This is a genomic window from Moorena sp. SIO3I8, assembly GCF_010692325.1.
Lineage (GTDB): Bacteria > Cyanobacteriota > Cyanobacteriia > Cyanobacteriales > Coleofasciculaceae > Moorena.
This window is the reverse complement of sequence record NZ_JAAHHW010000019.1, coordinates 25,860-46,527: the sequence shown is the minus strand read 5'-3', so window position 1 is coordinate 46,527 and position 20,668 is coordinate 25,860. Positions and strand designations below refer to the sequence as shown.

Annotated in this window: 17 protein-coding genes and 1 pseudogene; 5 read left to right on the top strand and 13 right to left on the bottom strand. The window is 42.7% G+C overall.

From position 1 onward, the window contains the following. Positions 1-114: 114 nt before the first annotated feature. The 3 genes from F6K51_RS10370 (at position 115) to F6K51_RS10360 (ending at position 4,632) form a co-directional block, all read left to right on the top strand. Positions 115-1,191 carry a hypothetical protein gene (locus F6K51_RS10370; RefSeq protein WP_293020084.1) on the top strand — a complete coding sequence of 359 codons (1,077 nt, stop codon included), beginning with the start codon at positions 115-117 and terminating at the stop codon, positions 1,189-1,191. A 59-nt stretch (positions 1,192-1,250) separates the two neighbouring features. Then, the gene (locus F6K51_RS10365; protein ID WP_293020083.1) at positions 1,251-3,185 is read left to right on the top strand and encodes a LodA/GoxA family CTQ-dependent oxidase; all 1,935 of its coding nucleotides are present in this window, start codon (positions 1,251-1,253) and stop codon (positions 3,183-3,185) included. Positions 3,186-3,450: 265 nt separating this feature from the next. Beyond that, positions 3,451-4,632: an FAD-dependent oxidoreductase gene (locus F6K51_RS10360; protein WP_293020081.1), complete on the top strand. Its 1,182-nt coding sequence runs from the start codon at positions 3,451-3,453 to the stop codon at positions 4,630-4,632. A 96-nt stretch (positions 4,633-4,728) separates the two neighbouring features. Here F6K51_RS10360 and F6K51_RS10355 read toward each other — a convergent pair. The 13 genes and pseudogenes from F6K51_RS10355 to F6K51_RS10295 form a co-directional block, all read right to left on the bottom strand. Then, positions 4,729-5,152: pseudogene (locus tag F6K51_RS10355) on the bottom strand (IS1634 family transposase); the annotation flags it as partial. 843 nt (positions 5,153-5,995) lie between these two features. Next, a complete protein-coding gene (locus F6K51_RS10350; protein WP_365939939.1) occupies positions 5,996-6,631 on the bottom strand; it encodes an ATP/GTP-binding protein in 636 nt (211 codons plus the stop codon). 401 nt (positions 6,632-7,032) lie between these two features. After that, positions 7,033-7,404, bottom strand: coding sequence for a roadblock/LC7 domain-containing protein (locus F6K51_RS10345; protein ID WP_287313137.1), 372 nt, complete (start codon positions 7,402-7,404; stop codon positions 7,033-7,035). Positions 7,405-7,665: 261 nt separating this feature from the next. Next, positions 7,666-8,220 (bottom strand): protoglobin domain-containing protein, encoded by a 555-nt coding sequence (locus F6K51_RS10340; protein WP_293020079.1) that lies wholly within the window; start codon positions 8,218-8,220, stop codon positions 7,666-7,668. 624 nt (positions 8,221-8,844) lie between these two features. Continuing rightward, complete coding sequence (locus F6K51_RS10335; RefSeq protein ID WP_365939938.1) at positions 8,845-9,489, bottom strand: ATP/GTP-binding protein; 645 nt, start codon at positions 9,487-9,489, stop codon at positions 8,845-8,847. Positions 9,490-9,687: 198 nt separating this feature from the next. Continuing rightward, positions 9,688-10,791: a saccharopine dehydrogenase NADP-binding domain-containing protein gene (locus F6K51_RS10330; protein ID WP_293020077.1), complete on the bottom strand. Its 1,104-nt coding sequence runs from the start codon at positions 10,789-10,791 to the stop codon at positions 9,688-9,690. Positions 10,792-11,692: 901 nt separating this feature from the next. Next, the gene (locus tag F6K51_RS10325) at positions 11,693-11,947 is read right to left on the bottom strand and encodes a hypothetical protein (protein WP_293020141.1); all 255 of its coding nucleotides are present in this window, start codon (positions 11,945-11,947) and stop codon (positions 11,693-11,695) included. 11 nt (positions 11,948-11,958) lie between these two features. Then, positions 11,959-12,360 carry a substrate-binding domain-containing protein gene (locus F6K51_RS10320; protein WP_293020075.1) on the bottom strand — a complete coding sequence of 134 codons (402 nt, stop codon included), beginning with the start codon at positions 12,358-12,360 and terminating at the stop codon, positions 11,959-11,961. A 28-nt stretch (positions 12,361-12,388) separates the two neighbouring features. Next, positions 12,389-12,718, bottom strand: coding sequence for a hypothetical protein (locus tag F6K51_RS10315; RefSeq protein WP_293020074.1), 330 nt, complete (start codon positions 12,716-12,718; stop codon positions 12,389-12,391). Between the two features lie 41 nt (positions 12,719-12,759). Then, positions 12,760-13,923 (bottom strand): Na/Pi symporter, encoded by a 1,164-nt coding sequence (locus F6K51_RS10310; protein ID WP_293020073.1) that lies wholly within the window; start codon positions 13,921-13,923, stop codon positions 12,760-12,762. Positions 13,924-14,640: 717 nt separating this feature from the next. Further along, complete coding sequence (locus F6K51_RS10305; protein ID WP_293020072.1) at positions 14,641-16,017, bottom strand: hypothetical protein; 1,377 nt, start codon at positions 16,015-16,017, stop codon at positions 14,641-14,643. Further along, a complete protein-coding gene (locus F6K51_RS10300; protein WP_293020071.1) occupies positions 16,010-16,399 on the bottom strand; it encodes a hypothetical protein in 390 nt (129 codons plus the stop codon). The genes F6K51_RS10305 and F6K51_RS10300 overlap by 8 nt, the downstream gene beginning before the upstream one ends. A 34-nt stretch (positions 16,400-16,433) precedes the next feature. Further along, positions 16,434-19,691 carry a CHAT domain-containing tetratricopeptide repeat protein gene (locus F6K51_RS10295; protein WP_293020070.1) on the bottom strand — a complete coding sequence of 1,086 codons (3,258 nt, stop codon included), beginning with the start codon at positions 19,689-19,691 and terminating at the stop codon, positions 16,434-16,436. Between the two features lie 320 nt (positions 19,692-20,011). On the opposite strand from F6K51_RS10295, the gene F6K51_RS10290 reads away from it, so the two are divergent. Both F6K51_RS10290 and F6K51_RS10285 read left to right on the top strand, forming a co-directional pair. Beyond that, entirely contained in the window at positions 20,012-20,242 is a 231-nt protein-coding gene (locus F6K51_RS10290; protein WP_293020069.1) for a DUF2281 domain-containing protein, read from the top strand. Beyond that, complete coding sequence (locus tag F6K51_RS10285; RefSeq protein ID WP_293020067.1) at positions 20,239-20,628, top strand: type II toxin-antitoxin system VapC family toxin; 390 nt, start codon at positions 20,239-20,241, stop codon at positions 20,626-20,628. Before F6K51_RS10290 ends, F6K51_RS10285 begins: the two co-directional genes overlap by 4 nt. The last annotated feature ends 40 nt before the right edge of the window (positions 20,629-20,668 follow it).

The window sequence follows — 20,668 nt, the reverse complement described above, 5'->3', positions numbered from 1 at the left end:
ATGCGTTTTACCTACTAAATTTATATTTTTTTAATTGGCAACCCGTAACTTAGGTTACATAACAGATAAGCATCTCGATTCTAATCTTGTAATGTTACAAAACGAGGTTTCATTATGCGTAAACCCCCTAGTTATGACAGTGTCAAAACTGCACCGATGTGCGATTGCGATTGCTATTCCGATCCAATTACCTGCCTCAAAGTGATGTTTGTTGACATGGTGCAGATGGGACGGATTGAGACAGGCCAATGTCCCGCCCGTCGCCCCGTTTTTCTGCGCTTGCATGGTGTTGCCCACGGACGCTTAGAGGTTGTTTCCGAGCTAGCCGCACACTTGCAGGTTGGTCTATTTAGCGAACCCGGAAAATGCTATCCAGTTTGGGTTCGTTATGCCAGCGATATACCTGATGGCACACCTGACCTGGACAGTACAGTAGGGATCGGGATTAAAATCTTTGACGTTCCGGGAGAAAAAATCCTCCATCCTGACGAATATGCTCCTACCATGGACTTGCTTTTGCAAAACATAGATGTCTTTTTTGTAGATAATGCTAAAGATATGTGTGAGTTTACAAAAGCCTCTTTTACCAGTAATTGTGCTTACGATAAATGGTTGGAAAAGCACCCCGAAACAGCAGCAATTCTTGAAGAAATGGCCAAGGAAGTGCCTTCTGTCCTCGAAACTAATCTGTGGAGCGCGATGCCTTTTCATTTTGGAGAAGAGGGTAGCGGCAATCACACCTATTGCAAGTACAAATTAGTACCAGAGATTATTCCACCAGGGCCCGATCCAGATTACGAAGACCCCAATTATTTGCATACTGACCTAGTGCAGCGACTTAATAATGGTGAAGCAAAGCTAAAATTTTACGTTCAGTTGCGTACTAATCCCACAACGATGCCCATTGATCAGGCAACCGTTCGCTGGAAGGAAGAGGAATCGGAACCCATTCATGTTGCTACACTGATTCTTCCCCAGCAAGATATCACCGCCCGAGGACAAGCAGAATATGGTGAAACCCTGTCGTTTCACCCGTGGCGCACCCTGGAAGCACATGAACCTGTTGGTTCTATTGCAGAGGCTCGGAAGGTTGTCTACCAAGCTTCAGCAGAGCTTCGACGCAACGTCAATGGCGAACCGATTGGAGAACCACAAGTAGTGCGCCCTGACACCGTTTGGCCGCCAGCGTAACAAGGGTGTCAACATAATCAGTGAAACAAACAATACTAAAACTAAAGGAGTAACTAAGTATGGTAACAGATCAAACAATCGTTGGCGCTGCCATTCATCCAGGAATTGGAATTGCCCGTGTGGGAAACAGTACTGCTGAAGGTGAAGAAGGCTATTATATTGGACCGGAAGTTACCGATCCCGATCTAAACGGTGTAAATAACCGTGATGACAGCGGAGCTATTAAACGTCAAGCTGCTCGATTCCGAATTTATGGTTACAATGCTGCGGGTGAAGTTGTTAAAGAACTCAACAGTAGCAATACAGATGAGATCCAGTGGACTGTACATCTGGCGAATCGCAAAGCCCAATGGTATAAATTTGTCGTTGCCCTCGATATTCCCGAGTGGAACAATGTACCTTCCGAGTATCGCAACCCAGACATAAGAGGAACAGATCGAGAACAATTCGTGATTGATCCGGGCTCTCGCACGATTCAGGGCAATGATATATCAGGAGATGATTACAAGTTTGACAGTGGCACATTTATGAGTAAGACAGTGCCCTTAGGTGAGTTACGAACGGATGATGCTGGACGTTTGTTGGTCTTAGGGGGTTTTGGTAATTCCGGTTCGCCAACAGAGGCACCTATCTACAATCCGAATGATCCTGCTGGCTTTCTCAATCCTAGTGGATGGTACGATGATATTTCAGATGGGCCTGTTACAGCCACGGTAAAAATTGCTGGGCAAAATATCCGAGTTGAGTCCAGTTGGGTGGCTGTTGCTCCGCCGAACTACGCCCCTGGTATAGTTAGCTGGCGTACCCTCTACGATTTACTTGTCGATACCTATGTAGAAAGTGGTTGGATGCCCAAGCCGACAAAGGCATCTTTTGCCAAGGATATCTTGCCCGTGTTGTCCCGCCTGTCAAATTTACAGTGGGTCAATAAAGGGTTTGCTACCTTGTTTGGTAAAGGGTGTCCTATGGATTTTAGCGATCCTGAATTGATTCAGAAATTGGCTCGGAAGCCGGTATCAGAAGAAGACGATATATATCACGAGCTACGGCAGATTGTATTTAACATGTTTCGTCCAAGTGAGACTACGAGTACTACTCGCAGTTCCTGGCCATGGATTTACGGTGATGCCTTTGGTAGTGCTCCTGACAGCTCACCCCTGAACAATCTGGCTTTATCAAAAGTGCGGATGGAGTTGATGAGGTTGTGGGTTGAGGGCAAGTTTGATAATGACTTGAATAGCTATACACCACCGAGCTGCCTAGATAATGTTGAACTCCAAGAACAGCCAGCAATGTTGGACAAAGCGGCTCTCCATTTCTGCTTAGCAGATGCTTTTCATCCGGGCTGCGAGCTGACATGGCCTATGCGTCACAGTACCATTTACTCAGCACCGTTCCGAATTCGTCATGCTGCAAATCCTACCAAACAAGATTACGGTACGGTACTGACTCAGGATATTGTTCTGGGACCTGGAGGACCACTCTACGCTCAAGGACCGGGAGACTTAACTCGATGGATGGGTATTCCTTGGCAAGCGGATACAGGTTTCTGTCGCTCGGGCTACGAGCTAGAATACGACCCTTACCTGCCTACATTCTGGCCAGCTAATGTCCCCAACCAGGTTCTCACAGAAGAAAATTATCAAATTGTCCTCACAAACCCAGAGGAAGACGAAAAGCTCAAAGCTTTTTACACCCGAGAGCCCTGGCTGCGTGGGTTGCCATCAGACACGGTGGAGGCGATGGAATATATGGTTGAGCATTTTGCCGAACTGGGGATTATCGAACTCCGCGACGGCTTGGATAGTGATCCTAATATCCCATCAAAAATCTTTGTAGAGTCTCTCACTGAGGAACAGTGTGAGAAATTGCGAACTCGATTGGCAGCTTCGGAACGGGCTCGGTTAGCCCTGCCCCTAAATATCCGACGTGCTGGCTGGGCTAGTGTCGAGCAATTGGAGGCATTTCGGCGGGTTAGATTTGGTAACAGATAAAAGCTTGTAGCAGTTTCTGTGGGAGCATCTTGCTCCCTGTAATTAAGGAAAGCGAGCAAGATGCTCCCACTACTTTGTTTGCCAAAATGGGATGCTCCCGGTTCTGTCGTCATCAATGGGGAAAGTTATAAGACCCTACTAATCTCCAAAATAACGTCGAGCCCTCGACGCTGTTGGCGACAGAAACCCCTCAGATCAAATCGGATTCATCGCCCTAAAAAACTTTCCCGTAGAATCGGCTACCGAAAAGTTCCAACTCGTGAAAATGAAACATTCTATGGAATATGATGTTGCTATTGTCGGTGGAGGACCTGCGGGTTGCGCCACGGCTTTGGCTCTCAAACAGCAAGGAATTCCTAAAATCCTGGTAGTAGAGTCTGGTCGTTATGAAACTATCCGCATCGGCGAGAGCATTCCACCAGATACCCGTCTCCTTTTAGGTAAACTGGGAATATTGGAGGATTTTCTCAAGGAAAAGCACGAGACTTGTTTTGGTAGTTGCTCTTCCTGGGGAAGTGACACGCTGGGCTACAATGATTTTTTGCGTAATCCCTATGGTAACGGCTGGCATTTAGACCGGAGGCGCTTCAATGCTTTTCTGGCGCAGAAAGCGGTGGAAAGGGGGGTGGAACTGCATTGCGGGACGAGAGTTCGGAATTGCGATCGCATCCCTTCCCAAGGCTTCCAGTTGCAACTTGTGGGAGAGGACAAACAAACACGAGTGATCACTGCGAGTTTTCTTGTAGATGCCACCGGAACACGAGCCAGTCTGGTACGAGGTTTGGGAGCGAGAAAGCTTTTTCTCGACAAACTGATTTGTGCGATCGCTTTTTTTGAGCTTCCCCCTTCCTCAGATTTTTCCAAACTAACTCTGTTAGAGGCGGTAGAATATGGCTGGTGGTATGTAGCCAAGCTCCCCAACAATAGGTTAGCAACGGTGGTAGCTAGCGAACCGTCAATTATCAAAGAAGCTCGATTGCACCGGATGGAGAACTGGTTGACCTACCTGAAAGAAACCAAACACATATCAAAAGAATTGGTTGATTGTTGTGCGATCGACAACCTTTCAGTCTCTTCGGCATCCCAGGCAAAAGCACAAGAGCCAATGGTTTGCACTGCGCCTTCATTCCGGTTAGACCAAACTACTGGAAATGGCTGGCTAGCTGTCGGAGATGCGGCTTCGGCTTTCGATCCGATTTCCTCCCAGGGTATTTATAAGGCTCTGTGGGACGGTTTGAAGGCGGCGAAGGCCATTACTTCCTATTTGCATGGAGATAGTAGGGGTCTGGAAGAGTACGAATCTCTCATTACCTCTCGATTTAATAATTATTTAACTCAGCGCAATTACTTCTACAAAATGGAACGACGATGGCCTGCTTCTCCTTTTTGGCAGCGACGCCAACAAAGAACTGGTTTGGAACAGGGTAATTTACTTGCTGGAGTTTAGATTAGTTACCGGTGCGCAACTGTTGAACTTCCTCTTTTTAGCCTACATTCCGCAGGTTTGTCAGACCAGTAGATAATATTGATGATGCTGTTGAATTTTTTGTTCAAGGTGTTTGAGGTCAGCTTCTTTTCTGGCTTCACTTTCGACCACCAGCCATAGCTGTTTGATCTCACCATAGGTAGTACAAACACAAGCTATAGGATATCCTGTTAATTGAGCCTGATTGAAAGCCTATTCAGACAACTGCTCCATTAACTGTTGAGCTGCTTTGATAGTTGCCGGGACTCGGCTGAGCCATTGGAGATCTCTCAACGATTGAAGGTTCTCCTCACTGTAAACCGCAGCATCGGCAACAAACAAAGCTTCACACTGCCATTGCTCCGGGAACTGTCTGATCAGTTGGGCAAAAATGGCTTGGTCTGGTTCATTGCCATCAGAATCTCGTAGGTATAATGGTAGATCAGCAATCCCCACTGCACATCAAATCCACCATGAATTGTTTGAGGTGAGGTCGATGGTCATAAGGACCTACCTGCGGAATGTGGGATGTAGTTAAAGGCTTTCTCAAGAGTGGAAGAAATACAACAAATAACCATTGCTTCATAGAGTTTGCCCTTCTTCGCAAATAGTGAGATTTTAAAAGTTTCGGGAAGGTATTGAAAGCGTAGTTGCTCAATAGTATTGATAGCATTTTCCAAAGCCTGTTGACATGTTGGTAGTTGACCTTGATGCTGCTACGTTAGCGCCAGTCCGTAGAGAGATTGCCATTTAGTTTCTGGTGTTTCAAACTCCTCGGCCTGGGCAGGGCTGTTTCATTTTCAATTTTTCGGTTCGCTGAAGCTCCCCAGTGGGAGCGGTTTCGCTCCTATTTTTCTATTATTAAACCCAAGAGTATAAAAAAACGGTGATTTGCTTACCATAAGACGCTTTGAGCCCCTCACCCAGGAATTTTAGGGTCGAGAATGAAACAGCCCTGCTCGGCCTGGGGGGGTAACATGCAAGCTGAAATCGTTACTGGGTAGTCATTTCAGTCCATAAGTTACAAAAGGTGCGCTTTCCGCATCTAATTATTAAATTCGCCACGGGTCGCACCTAAAAGATACATGCTTTTTTGGGCTGATATTGGACATAGTTATAAGGGTTTGAGCTTCCAGAAAGCGATGCAGCAAGGGAACAGGGGGTTTCCCCCACTCGCGCTTTGCATCAAGACAATGAATCGAGGGTTAATTTCCAACTGTATCTTCCCTGATATCATTGGCATCAAAGCCTTATATAGTAAGCTTTTTAGGTCTCATGTCACCCCCTCAGTGCGCAACAGCTTAAGTATTCAGCTGATAGCTGAATGCTGAATGCTGAATGCTGACTAACCCCCTGATAAAAACTGGGGCTTCGGCCAATGATATTGGTTCTTAACAGGTAGCGGAGCTGCCTGACTTACCTTTTCTCTTCTAGCACCTTCAATAACACTCCCTTGGCAAAGCATCTGAGCCATCAAAATCATTACAGTTTCAAATACTGAGGTCTTATTATTGGGATTAACAGCTACAACTGGGGGTTGATTAGGATCGCCAATGTATGCCATGCGCATCATAATTTCCTCTGGAGTCCATGCCCCTGGAACATCAGTATGAGTCAGACCAATAATCATTGGAATAGTGACCCGCTCCTGCATAAACGATAAAATCTGACGAGCACTAGCAAAATCACTGCTTCGATTAGCTGCCATCAATAAAATATAGGCGTGAGCTCGGCGAATCAAAATGTCCCACATAAAATCAAAGCGAGCTTGACCAGGAGTTCCATACAGGTGCAAATCCAAGTTTCGATTTAAGGGACGCAAACCAAAGTCTAAGGCAACGGTCGTTTTTTTCTTAAACAATGATGTGGCATCCGTAGCCGTTCGTTCTGTTTCAATAACCGCACCTTCGCTGAATGTTCTGACAAAAGTAGATTTGCCAGCCCCTATTGTTCCCGTTACTACAATCCGTATACTGTCCATTGGGTTATGCTTTCCTAGCAAATACTACAGGTTATCAACTGTGCCAGTAGGTTGGGGTGAATCAAGGTAATTTGTTGACGATTGACGGTTGACGGTTGATGGTTGACTGTTAGTGGTCAACCTTAAACAAAAAATAGCTTACATTGAATTTCACACACCCACTGACGTTATACCAATAACTGACGTTATACCAATAATCGAGAATGCCTTGGCCGTAGGCCACGCTACGCGAACAACAATTTTTAAAAAATTTTACCATTTGGTAATGGGTAATGGGGAATTAATGCTAGTCTTTAAATTCCCCATTACCCATTATCTATCACCCCTTAATAATAACCAATAAACCTATATTGTATCCATTTTCTCTAAAAGGTATTAGTAGAGTAATACCCACAAAATTACTAGAGCAACATTGGTTTTAATTCAGCCAGAGTTCGTTTAATTTCTAACATCAATACTCCCTGCTTAGCTGCTTTACTAGCTAGAACCAGAAATACCGCTTCTTCACCACAACTGGTCAAAACGCTAAATCCCTCTTTACCCTCAACATAGATCCGGTCGATTTCTCCTCTAGCCAGTTCTGAGCCAATTCGCTCACCCAAGGAGAGCATAGCCGCAGACATCGCTGAAACCCGTTCTTCATCCATTTCCCCAGGCAGACTGGATGCTAACGGTAAACCATCGGTCGTGACTACAGCTGCTCCTTGAATATCAGCAGTGGATGTAACAAAATTATGCAGGATATACCCCAATTTTTGAGAATTGATCGCCATTGTTCCCTTACTCCAATTGCAGAATGTGTAATTCGGTTAGTTTGTTTTCCTCGAAACTGATAGCTGATATTTAAGTAGGAGTAGTGCCAATTTGCCAAAACTTATAGACTATTGATTTAGTTTCCAACAAAATCGACACTTAATCTAGCAATCCTATCGGAAAAGTGAACAGTCACAGGTCTTACTCAGGACTCGTAACTTTCCGAGTCTGAACTATTTTATTGACAGGTATTGTTCACAAATGATTTAGGATTGCTCTAGTTACATAGAGCCAGCGCCAGTACTAATCAGACGTCTAAATAGAGCCTCTGTCCAGCCAGTTTCTTTGAGAACCGCTGCCGAACTCACTTCTACATAGGCTTGCTCAATGAAGGCTAAATCAATCATGCAGATCCGACTGAGGGCATCCCGCAAGGCTTCATCTTTACTATCAGTTTTTATCCGGTTAGTAAATGCCTGCACCACAATTGCCATGGCTGGGACGACATGTTGAGGACCGATACCAATTTTCACATGTACCAAACCTATACGCCAACGACGTTCAGCATAGGCTTTTCCCCAGTCATCCATACCAGTGAACATTTCGTAAAACCATTGCACAAAGGTTACCCGTAGGCGCTCCATACGACCTTCCTTCTCTTTCATAATGGCATCCATTTCTTCATCATTACCTAAGTAAGTATAGAAATGGTCTGCCATTTCAGAAGCAATTTCTTTTCCCCAATCTGCCTGTGATTTCAGAAGCACTTTGTCTTCATTGGTCAAATTGACACGCTTTTCCATCTTGGTCATAAATTCCTGGGGATCTAAGCTCATAATTACTCCGATATAGCTGAATCTAACTCTAAGTTATTACTTGACTATTTAGCAAAGCACCCCGATTGAATTTTATAGTATTTCAACAGTATAGCAATGTTTTGATTAATTATTATCTGAATAGATAATTTTAACCGAAAAGATAATCATGTAAATTAGTTATATTTTAGCTTATTTTATTAAATAAAAGAGTTACAAGTATTTTTTTGTATAGTTTTAGTGAAGTTTATAGTTTGGGTTTACCAGAATTTTAAACTATTGACTTCATCTATCGTTGAATGTACCTATAACCTAAACTCCTGGATGTTTAGATAATACATTTATAGGTAAACTCTATAACGTTTACCTACTAAGCTTTTCAGCAAGTGATCCGTTCAATCCGGATCACTTTTTTTAGTGACGCTAATTAATGATTTGTGTAGTTTTATAAACACAAATTACAGAACATGGCAATTCTTAGAAACGATAATCCTTGGGGCGAAGTATTCGGCTAGCAAATTTGGGAGCAAACCAAGAATTTATGTGCGAATGCTTCGCCCTGACAAACGTCCTTTGTTTTATGGGTTTCGACCTGACAGGGGCTGGTCAGTTATTTGAGCTGAACGGCACTAGCTACTGGCTTGTCTAGGAATCTAGGAGATCCATCAGAAGCACCAAAGCCTCAAGCACTGAGGTTCGCTGATTGGGATTAACTATCACACTTGGGGGTTGATTGTGAGGGTTGCTATAACCGAGAGTTCTGATAATTTCCTCTGAGGTCATTGCCCCTGGACAATCCATATGGGTTAAACCAATAATCATGGGAACATTTACTCGCTCTTTCATAAACAGCAGAAGCTCACGAGAGTTGTTTAAACTACTGGGTCGATGAACTGGCACCAGTACAATATAGGCGTGAGCTTCACGAATCAAAATATCCCACATGAAGTCAAAGCGAGATTGACCAGGAGTACCGTAGATATGAACATTTAGATTGTTACCAAAGGTAAGGCTACCAAAGTCAAATGCAACGGTAGTTTTTTTCTTTAGCAGAAGTATTTCGTCGGTGGCTTTACTTTCTATTTCCACAGCTTCAACATTACTTGCTGTCCTCACAAAAGTAGATTTGCCAGCTCCTACAGTTCCGGTTACTACGACACGGACACTTTTCATGGGATTTACTCCACTAAGACTAGTTAATATTGAGTAGATTTCAGTCTTAGCAGATGAGAAAGGGAAATTTGGTGGGGTAAGTCCTGTAATTTGAGTTAAACTCAGATCTTGAACCAAGTTTAAGATTTACCTGTAAAGGTAGGGAACAGGAATCCCCCCTAGCCTTAGTAAGGGGGGAGGGGAACAGGGAACAGTGATAAGATTTGGTGATTTCAGTACTTAAATTGATTGTTATCACTGCCGTTATTAAGTTTTTTGTACTGGTGCAAGAGCTCAGTTAAAGGAGGATTATCAAAGGGGATTTGGTATTAATACCTAACCTTCAACAGTATTAATCTTGAGTCCTCGACTTTGTATAGTTTGCTCAAATAATGGCGTAGATAGGGCTTGTTCCACCGGCCAAACTCCCGGTTTATTGAGTTGACCAGTAAGCATCAGTTCCGCAATACTACCAGTACCCACCCCAGCAGCGACAGCAGTATTCTCATGGACTAAGGTTGAGCCAGCACGGGCTGATTTACCATCTTTGTAACCAGTAACCTCTGAGCGAATGGCAACACCAACGCCACTAACGCGATCGCTTACATCGGTCATGATGTGGCTGACATGGGACAAAAACTCGATTCCAGCGGGATTTTTCAGCCAAGATGAGGGAAAGATATGGGCAGCTATCCAGGTCAGATGATTATAAAAATCGGGAACTGAGCCAAATTTAGTGATTACCGTGTTAACGGGGAATGAGTCCACTAAGGTCAAGGCTTCTGGCATATCAAACCAGTAGACACCAGCTTTACCATAGGGAGCAGGGAATTGGATGGTTTCGCGTAGGCTATAAGGTTTCACGGTTTGCCACTGATTATCAATCCAAGCTTCAAACGGTTCTTGCAATCCCAGGAAAGTAGTACGCATCACCGTCACTCCAGCACCACCAGAACCGGCAACTACATAGCTGAGGTGAATCCGTTCTGCAACATCTAACTGTTCTACATCGTGACGCACCATACTATTGGAGATACCAGGAAAAATGCCAGAATTCACAATAGCGGTGACACCAGCAGCAGCAGCCTGTTCACGGAAAGCTAACGCTTTGCGGGTGAAAGCACGGTTGTCACTGACATCGAGATAGTTAACCCCTTGTTCGATGCAAGTGTTTAGGACAGTAGCGTCTCGGTAGAGAAACGGACCAGCACAATGGATCACTAGGTTGTGAGATGCGATCGCATTTCTTAACCCCTCCTGATCAGCTAAGTCTAGAGGGAGAAACTGCACGGGGGGCTGTAACTGTTGTGGTAATACTAGATCAAGTTTACCCTGACGTCCGGTAATCGTAATTTTCGCCTGAGTATGGGCAAGTAAGTCTTGCGCTACACTGTTCCCGATTCGTCCTTTGCCTCCTAGGATTAAAACCTGGTCTGTCATTAGATCATGTCCGGTTGAATACTTATCGCATTTCTATATTACGGTTGCTGGTTTCACCGACCGTAGGGAATAGAATCATTAATTATCCTGATGCTCTACGCTCAACTCTTTACTCCTTGTGATTCTGACAACATTTCAAGCATTGATTATCATTTAATTTAATTGTGTCCATTGGGTTTTACTAATAGTAATTTTTTTAACTATGGGTCTTCAGTATCTACTATGCTAAAATGTTAGCTGAAACCTTAACTAAACTCAAAAAATGGATCAAATTATAGCCTGACATGTAGCTTGATTTGACTTCTAAGGATAATCTATTGTTATATAGCGGTTTTCAATTAGGTGAGGTACATGTTTTGAGGGAGTAGGGAGCAGGGAGTAGGGACTTCGGAGCAGGGAGCAGGGAGCATAAAAGAGGCAATAGGCATGCTAGCAATAGGCATGCTAGCAAGAGGTAAAAAAGCCTGTGTACCTCGTTATACTAAAAACCGCTATAATGTAATTTGAGGATGTATTTGTCATTATGGCATCAAAAAAGGAAATTAAACTGCTGACAGAACTTCTGGATATAGAAGGGGTAAAAGCTTGTTCACCTGTAAGCATTCAGCTATCAGCTATCAGCTCTCAGCTCTCAGCTCTCAGCTCTCAGCTTTGAGCTTTGAGCTTTTAAATAAAACAAGTAAGCTTCGTTTAATCTTTGTTACGTCAGCTGACGGCTGAATGCTGACGGCTGACGGCTGACGGCTGACGGCTGACGGCTGAATGCTTACGTTCACGTTACCAGCACAAAGGAATTGGAAGAATTTTACAGAAGTGTGGTACAAAAAGTTATAATATCAAATCCGGCTAATCAGTTATCGCAAACGTTGTTTTAGGCCACCAATGAAAACAAGTCAAACCACTAATAAATTTTGGCTGTTCCATTAAAACTTTCAAGGGAGTAAGCAAAACTTCTTCTAACTCTGAGGTCGAAAAATATATAGTCAAAGGTTCCGGAATCCTCTCCTGGACCATAGAGATTAAGAGGACGGTCTGGCCAAGACTGACGAATTTGATTCCACTTTTCGATTTTTACGTTTGCTTGTGGTTGCCAAATTTTATTCAATTCTGCTACGGAAATATCCTCAGCCCAAGTATTTTTAGGGCTGACTACCAGGGTAATAGCATCTAAGGCGACGGGAAGTTCAATATACTTACTCCATTGGCCTTGCAGGTTGCCATCTCATCTGCTTCAATCGGGCGAGAGGCATCATTGATGTCCGTATCCCCAGCACAAAACTTCTTGAAACCGCCGCCAGTACCAGAAAAGCTGACTGCGATCGCAGGGGCATCGGTAACATCTCGTTGGTAACGCTTAGCTGCTTCATAAGAAATGGGAAAGACGGTGCTAGAGCCATCAATTTTGATGAATTTGCCGGTGGAAACTGATAAAACATTGACTGATTCAGTGCTAAATTCACCATCGCCCAGGATGCCAGATTGTGCTGAGTCTTGTACTTGATTTGAACATCCAGTAGCTAGGGTGATTACACCAAGAGTAGCAACTAATGCTCCTAAGATTGTCTTCATGGTTTTTTCCTTGGAAATTTTTATCGCTTTATTTATGCATCAGGTTTTTTAAGCTATCACTGATAGTATGCAGCAGCTGTTCGATGGTTTCTTTTAATTCGTGCCATGCTTCTTCAGCTGCTGCGTTAATGTCTTTGAGTTTAACTTGAGCGTTTTCTAAATGTTCTTCTAGACGCTCGATTTCTTCATGTTGCAATTTTTGGATGAGTTCCTCTCGTTCTGCCTTTAAGCGGTTGAGAGTAGTCTGGGCTTCGTTAATTTGCCCTTCTAATTTTTCAATATATTCCAATCTTTCATTCATGGTATAGGGAAGGGAGTAGGGAGTAGGGAGTAGGGAGTAGGGAACAAAAATTATCAAAATTTATTTAAGCTCCCTATAAATGTTTGATTATTCCACTATTAGAAAATGGCCGTAGCACCAAGGAGGATGCCAGGAATCACAAAAAAGACGCCTATGATATAGGCAAATGCGATCGCTTTTCGTTCACTAGCCACAGCAGCGAGGGTTTCTGCACTGATAATTGGCAAGCGACAGAGGAAGGGAATGCCATAGATGATAACCACCCCAAGCACGTTGTAGATCAAGTGAACCATGGCAATTTCTAGGGCAGGAACGGCTTCTGCGCCAGAAACAGCGGTGGCTGCTAGCAAGGCGGTAATACAGGTGCCAATGTTCGCACCAAGGGTAAAGGGATAGATTTGCGCTAGGCCAAATACCCCTGCACCGGCCAAGGGTACCATCAAGCTGGTGGTAGTGGAGGAAGATTGAACCAGAACTGTCATTAAGGTACCAGCAGCAATACCGGCGATTGGTCCTTTACCAATGGCTGTATGAAGAATATCTTTGGCACGACCGACCATTAGGACTTTAAGCAGTTTGCCAATAAAACTAATGGTCAAGAAAATCATCGCGATTCCTAAAATAATCAAAGCAATACCATCAAAGGGCCCTGGTAAAACGTGAGTTATGGTTTTAAACACACTCACAACTGGCTTAGTGGCAGCTTTGACAAAGTTCAAATCTTTGACACTTAGAGAACCGCCTCCTACTAAGTTTTGAGCTAAGAAATGGGCAATCTTCTCTAGGGGGTGAAAGATAATCTCAACGGGCAGAAAAATGACTACACTCAGTAAGTTGAAAAAGTCATGGATTGTAGCGGCAGCAAAGGCTCGCTTAAATTCTTTCTTATCCCCAATATGACCTAAACTAACTAAGGTATTGGTAATACTGGTACCAATATTTGCCCCCATCACCATTGGCACAGCAGTGGTTACCGGTAAGCCTCCAGCCACTAAACCAACAATAATTGAAGTTACGGTACTTGATGATTGAATTAATGCTGTGGCAACGGTACCAACGATTAGTCCTAAGAAAGGATTAGTGGCAAAGGCAAATAATTCTTTAGCCTGTGATCCGGTTGCGGATTTAAAACCCGTACCAATCATGCCAACTGCTACAATTAGCAGATATACTAAAAGTACAACTTTAATCCATTCCAGAATATTGTTAGTTTGGTTTGCCGGTTGGCTTCTTTCTATAGGTTGCTCTGAAATGTTGCTCATAATTGATGTGAAACTATAGCCTTTCCGGTGAGGTATAAGCCAGGGGGTTCAAGGATTGGTAACGTAAGAGTAGGGATCCCCCCTAACCCCCCTTAGCAAGGGGGGAAAATTGGCTTCACCCTTAGCAAGGGGGGAAAATTGGCTTCACCCTTATTAAGGGGGGAAAATAGGCTTCACCCTTATTAAGGGGGGAAAATTGGCTTCACCCTTAGCAAGGGGGGAAAATTGGCTTCACCCTTATTAAGGGGGGAAAATAGGCTTCACCCTTATTAAGGGGGGAAAATAGGCTTCACCCTTATTAAGGGGGGAAAATTGGCTTCACCCTTAGCAAGGGGGGAAAATTGGCTTCACCCTTATTAAGGGGGGAAAATTGGCTTCACCCTTATTAAGGGGGGAAAATTGGCTTCACCCTTATTAATTGGCTTCCCCCTTATTAAGGGGGACGGGAGGGGGATCCCAACCACAGCTTAGAAAGATTTATCCAAAACCCACGCAGCATTGCCTCACTACCCTAGAAAAGGCTGTCTACTTGATTCCAGAGCTAAAATTATATCACAAAGTTTAACTTTGAGTTATAAATTATTTATCAAAAGAATAAACTTTTATAAAGTAGGGTGGGCAAAATTTTAGGCTCTAGAATTATCAAAAGAACCAAAGGGTTTTTGCCCACCAGAAAAGCCCCCGACTCCTGACTCCCGACTCCCGACTCCCGACTCCCTACTTTCGACCCAAAATTAAAGCAGTAATCGCACCAACTCCCACACCAAGCAAAACATGAAATAGCACAAACCAGAAAGTGTAACTCAAGCAAGACTGGAGTTCAGCTTTAGGGCATTTTTCTATAGATACATTGGGGTTTAGTTTGATCAAGATCGCTTCTAGAGGTTTAGCATCAGTTTGGGAAGAAATACCACTGACCGCTAAACCAATACCCACCGAGGCAATCCAACGTTCTAATCGTTTCTCTTGTTGTGCTTGTTCAGTTTCCACAATGCCTCGGATACTACCAAGCATCTGGTCAAATAGTTGCTGACCGGGTTTGAGATAATTGAGATTGACTTGAATCTGATTTTGAAATAGCTCGGTTCTTTGGTTTAGGAAGTCTTCCAAAAACTCGATATTATCGTCTTTGAGACTAGATTCACTGATTTTTTTTAGCCAGTAGTTATAGTTGGCGGCATTGGTAGCGATCGCAGTTTTGTGATCTTCCATGTCTCGCAGATAACCAGCATAGTCAAAGGTCTTGGATGGCATCTCGGTCAGTTTCTGCTTCAGTTGCTCTAGCCTTGTTTTTCGCTCCCTTGGCAATTCCTTGAAGCCTTGAACCTCTTGTTCCAGTTGCCCATAGAGTCCTCTAGTTTGGCGATAACACCAACGGGCTTGATCATAAGCAAACAGGATTTTACTGCGACAGCACAACAGATTTAACAATGAAAAGTAAGTCTTTTGTGCCAGGTTTAAGGTTTCTGGGTGACGGTTTAACCAGACCAGAAGGTGACATTGCTCCGTTGGTTTCTCCTTACCATTGTCATAGGCAAAAATGGGGCTACCAAATAACTGCCCAGATGCGCTAAATTGGGGTTTTTCGTCGGTTCCCTGGAAAAAAGCATCCACACAAGCATTGGCTAACTTGCTATCTTCCTCAGGAGTGCCCACGGGTTCGCCATAGAGCACTAAGGTTTGTCCCAAGGAAGCTTGAATAGTGCTGGCTAGCAGACACCCTTGAGGATTAAGATTGAGTTCACTAAGTTTACTGACATTATTGTATTTCAGCGTTAGGTCAAGAGCGTAAGTATCATCAATTTTATGGGGTTCGACTTTTACTTTTGGGTTAGATCCTTTTATTCTTAGAGGTTGTTCGAGTAGTTTTGAGTAACGGCTTGTTGTAAGTGTTTGATTTGAATAAGATTGTATTTTTTGGGGTAAACATTTTAACTCTTCGATAGCTAGGGGTTTACTGAGTTTAGCACAATTTTGCCATAATCCTTCAGCATCTTGCCGTAACTGTCCTACTTCTTGAGTTAAGTCCTGGCACAGATGGAAGGCGTATAGGATGACGCTGATATTGTTGATTTGAAACAAGGTATCATTCATCAGCTTCGGTAGTTTTGAATTTCAGTTTTTCTTCGGTAGTTTTGGATTTCGATTTTTCTGGATCGTAACTCTGACGGAGGGTATTAATCAAGGTTATCCGCAGATGTGCTTCGTATTGTTCTTGTTCTTCTTCAGCTTTAGGGTCATCAAACCCAAATATTTTTGATTTATTTTTATCGTCAGGCAGAGTTTTTCGCACTTGCCGCAAAGCCTGGTTAACTTCTGGTCGTTTTTGGCACCAATCTAGAATAAATTTTAAAATATTTTCAATATCTTCTGGAAGATTTTCCTCAAGATTTTGTCTGTCTTGAATGCTCAAAATTTCTGGATTGTTTTGTATTAATAAAGTAAATGATTTGATGTTTTTGTAGGCGAATTTCATGGCAAATCACTCAAATTTAATCAATGAATCAGGACTATTGACCAATGGCACAGAAAGCTGCCCAATGGTAGGGTTGTTCATAAGGTATAGGATCTAGTTCATCATCATCAAACAAGTCGTCATATAACTGTTCTTGGTGACTCAGACTCAAGGGCAAATCACTTGTCCACTGCTGTAATTCTTCTTTGGTGGCATTCCGCAGCCAGAGTTGAGCTTTGTTAAGGGCAACTGCTAAAGACATCTGGTTTTGCAGATTCTCATAAAATTTAATCAGCAACAACGCTGTAGACACCTGGTTTACAGTCCACAGGCTACTAACTACTGCTGGACTACCCGCAACTAGAAAACCACTGGATAAACCAATGTATTCATCGCTGCTATTCTTGAAATCGATTAATCCTGTTTCGCAAGCGGAAAGAGTGACAAGGCGACATTGTTCTAATTTGAGGCCAAAAATTTCCCCTAAAGTCAGAAATCCATCTTCTGTAGTTTTGTCTTGGACTATCTGTTTTGTTTTCGTTTCCGCTAAAACCAGTGCCGATTCTACAGGTGATTCTGGGTTGAAATAGCCATGACAGGAAAAATGGCAATAGTGGGCTGTTGTCAAGTTCTGATTCACTTTGATAGTAGCTTCTTTTGCGTCTTGGCTGGCTAGGACTTCAGCAGCTTGGAAAAATGATTTAATCACTTCCACTTCTAGGTTAGTGTAATCCAAATCATCAGTAGGGTTTTGAACCGCAAACAGGTGGGTAAACTCTTCTGGGCGTTTTCTGGTTTTAGTAAGTTGGAGTAGTTGACAGCTAGGGGCGTAACTTACCCCTGCTGGAAACCGATCCATCAGAATTTTAGATTTACCTTCTCCCTGTTTACTGTTAATCGGTAAAGCATGAATGGGGAACAAATGTAAATACTGATGGGGGATTAAAATTAAGCGATCGCACGTTTCTGGAATCTGCTCAATGATGTCATCAATGTGCAGAATTTTTGCCAGTAAATGTAGGCGGTTACTCAGCTCTTTCTGCCAATCAGATTTTTCGGTGTAGTAGCTTCCCAGATATTCATTTATCCAATTTACCAATTTGTCTAAGTCTTGTGGCTCAGATTGCCAAACCATAGGCGGCTGGGTTTTGTTGGTAAAGATGAAAGTGAGCAGCTTATCCCCCGTAATGTAAAACTCCACAATGGCAGTGTAGTCATTCAGATTTTCATTATGAAATTTATCAAACTTAAAGGTAGAACCGATAGGTAAATATTGGTCTTGTAAATCATTCCGCTGCTGTCGCAATTCTTGAAGACGTTGTGCCAGGGCTGTTGGATTGTCAGCTTTGCTATGCTGGATTTGATATTGACCTATGGCTATTTCGTCCCTGTATTGTTCTAGTTGAGTAACAACATCTGCGGGAAAGATGGTTTTCAGCTCACGGCTGAGAATCTTTTCAACTAAATTGCCGGTTTTGCTCCGTTCAACATATTCAATGGCTTCGGTGATATTAGTTAAGGCTAGGCAAGTTTCTACCATGCCTCGATAGCTTTGGTGGTACTGTTCAGCTAGTTTAGTCTTGTACTCTTCTACTCCAGAACCATAAATAATTTCATCTCGCAGGAATTCTACGGTTTTAATGGCAGCATCAAAAGCCTTGTAAGCTGCCGGGAAATTTTGAGCATCTTGGTAAGCCAAACCAAGGTTTTGTTTAATATCTAGATAGTCTTGGGGAAAAGCCTCAAAGGTTCTAACTCTAAGAGCCTTTTGGAAACAAGTGATAGCCTCTTCTCTATTCTGTGCTTTATCACCTTTGATTCGGTCAGCGTAAGCACTACCGATATTATTTTGTGTCCCTGACCAATCAACAGGAAAAGCCTCAAAGGTTCTTACTTTAAGAGCCTGTTGGAAACAAGTGATAGCCTCTTCTCTATTCTGTGCTTTATCACCTTTGATTCGCTCACGGTAAGCAATACCGAGATTATTTTGTGTCAATGCCCAATCAACAGGAAATGCCTCAAATGTATAAACTATAAGAGCTTTTTTAGAACAAGCGATGGCCTCTTCTATATTCTGTGCTTTTTCCCCTTCGATTCGGAGACGGTAAGCAATACCGAGATTATTTTGTGTCAATGCCCAATTTTCTGGAAATCTCTCAAAGGTTCTGACGATAAGAGCCTGTTGGAAACAATCAATGGCCTCTTCTATATTCTGTGCTTTCTTTCCTTTGATTCGGTCACCGTAAGCAATACCGAGATTATTTTGTGTCCTTGCCCAATCAACAGGAAATGCCTCAAAGGTATAAACTCTAAGAGCCTGTTGGAAACAAGCGATGGCCTCTTCTATATTCTGTGCTTTCTCCCCTTTGATTCGGTCAGAGTAAACATTACCGAGATTATTTTGTGTCAATGCCCAATCAACAGGAAATGCCTCAAATGTATAAACTGTAAGAGCCTGTTGGTAACAAGGGATAGCCTTTTCAATATTCTGTGCTTTCTCCCCTTTGATTCGGTCAGAGTAAGCAATACCGATAGTAGTTTGTATCCTTGCCCAATCAACAGGAGATGCCTCAAATGTATAAACTCTAAGAGCCTTTTTAGAACAAGCGATGGCCTCTTCTCTATTCTGTGCTTTCTCCCCTTTGATTCGGTCAAGGTAAGCAATACCGAGATTAGTTTGTGTCGATGCCCAATATTCGGGAAATGCCTCAAATGTATAAACTCTAAGAGCCTGTTGGTAACAAGTGATAGCTTCTTCTATATTCTGTGCTTTCTGCCCTTTGATTCGGTGACGGTAAGCAGTACCGAGATTATTTTGTGTCAATGCCCAATTAACAGGAAATGCCTCCAAGGTATAAACTCTAAGAGCCTGTTTGTAACAAGCGATAGCCTCTTCTATATTCTGTGCTTTATCACCTTTGATTCTGTAATAGTAAGCAATACCGATAGTAGTTTGTATCCTTGCCCAATTTTCGGGAAATGCTTCACGGGTGAAAACAGTTAGTGCGACTTCATAGCCAGTAATGGCAATTTCCATATTGCTGGCTTTATCACCCAAGGGGAATTGCTGAATTTGATCGCTGAAAGTGCCAATAACTGCTGCTAGGGACTTTGCTTCATTTGCTTCCGCTTTCGCCAGCCTATTTGTTGCCCAATCCCGCAATAATTCTGCTAACTTCTGATTAAGTTTGTCTGTATTTGCTGCCAGTAATGGGTAAACTACCTGCGCGTCACCATTACTGTCTGCAGTTGCTTGTAGTACTTGTAATAGAAAGTCAAATTGGGTATCAGATGTATTGTCAGCCATTGCCATCAACCGCTCTACAATAGTTATTAAAAAATTAGACTTATCTAAATCACCCTGGATTCACCAATCTTCAGCCACTGCCAACATTGTCTGCTGCAATCCCTTAGGGAAAGGCCAGAGGCAAGATTTAATACTTATAGCATTTCTCAATAGATTATGACAAGCAATCTTAATTTATCGTAACACCAAACACTCCTCGGATATCTTGACACTGCTCCCTGCTCCTTGTTTCGATCCAGGCTCTATTCATAAATAAACTAAAAATGCTATAATATTTTATACATTATTATAAAAATTATTGAACACAAACTAAACTAGTAAAACCCATGAATATTGACACAGAAATCTTACAAACAGTGGGTAAAATGCCAGAATCCCTAAAACAAGAACTGCTGCATTATGCCAAGTATCTAATGGAAAACTACTCCCAAGATGTTTCCCCAGAGCAGCATGCTAGCAAGAAACGTCGTTCAGGTATCTTAAAAGGAACCTTTGTGCTACCATTACCTGATGATTTTGATGAACCCTTAGACGATTTTAAGGAATATATGGAATGAGCTCTTTCCTGTTAGACACTCATGCCTTGATCTGGTTATCTGAAAATGACCCAAATTTGCCTAATAAACTAAGAGACATGATTGATGCAGCGGATAGCGTTTATCTGAGTATTGCTAGTCTCTGGGAAATTGCGATTAAGTTGAATCTTGGTAAGTTATCACTGCAACGAAATTATCAAACCATTGAATCTGAACTGCAATCATCAGATATTACTTTACTACCTATTGCATTTATCGACACCCTGCAAATTTCTAATCTACCCCTACATCATCGTGATCCATTTGATAGAATGTTGATTGCTCAAGCCATGAATAGATCTCTGGTTTTGATTAGTCGGGATAATAAATTTGATGCTTATCCAATTCAAAGACTATGGGTTAGTTGACTGACTGATAAAGCTGTAAGCATTCAGCCGTTTACCAAAG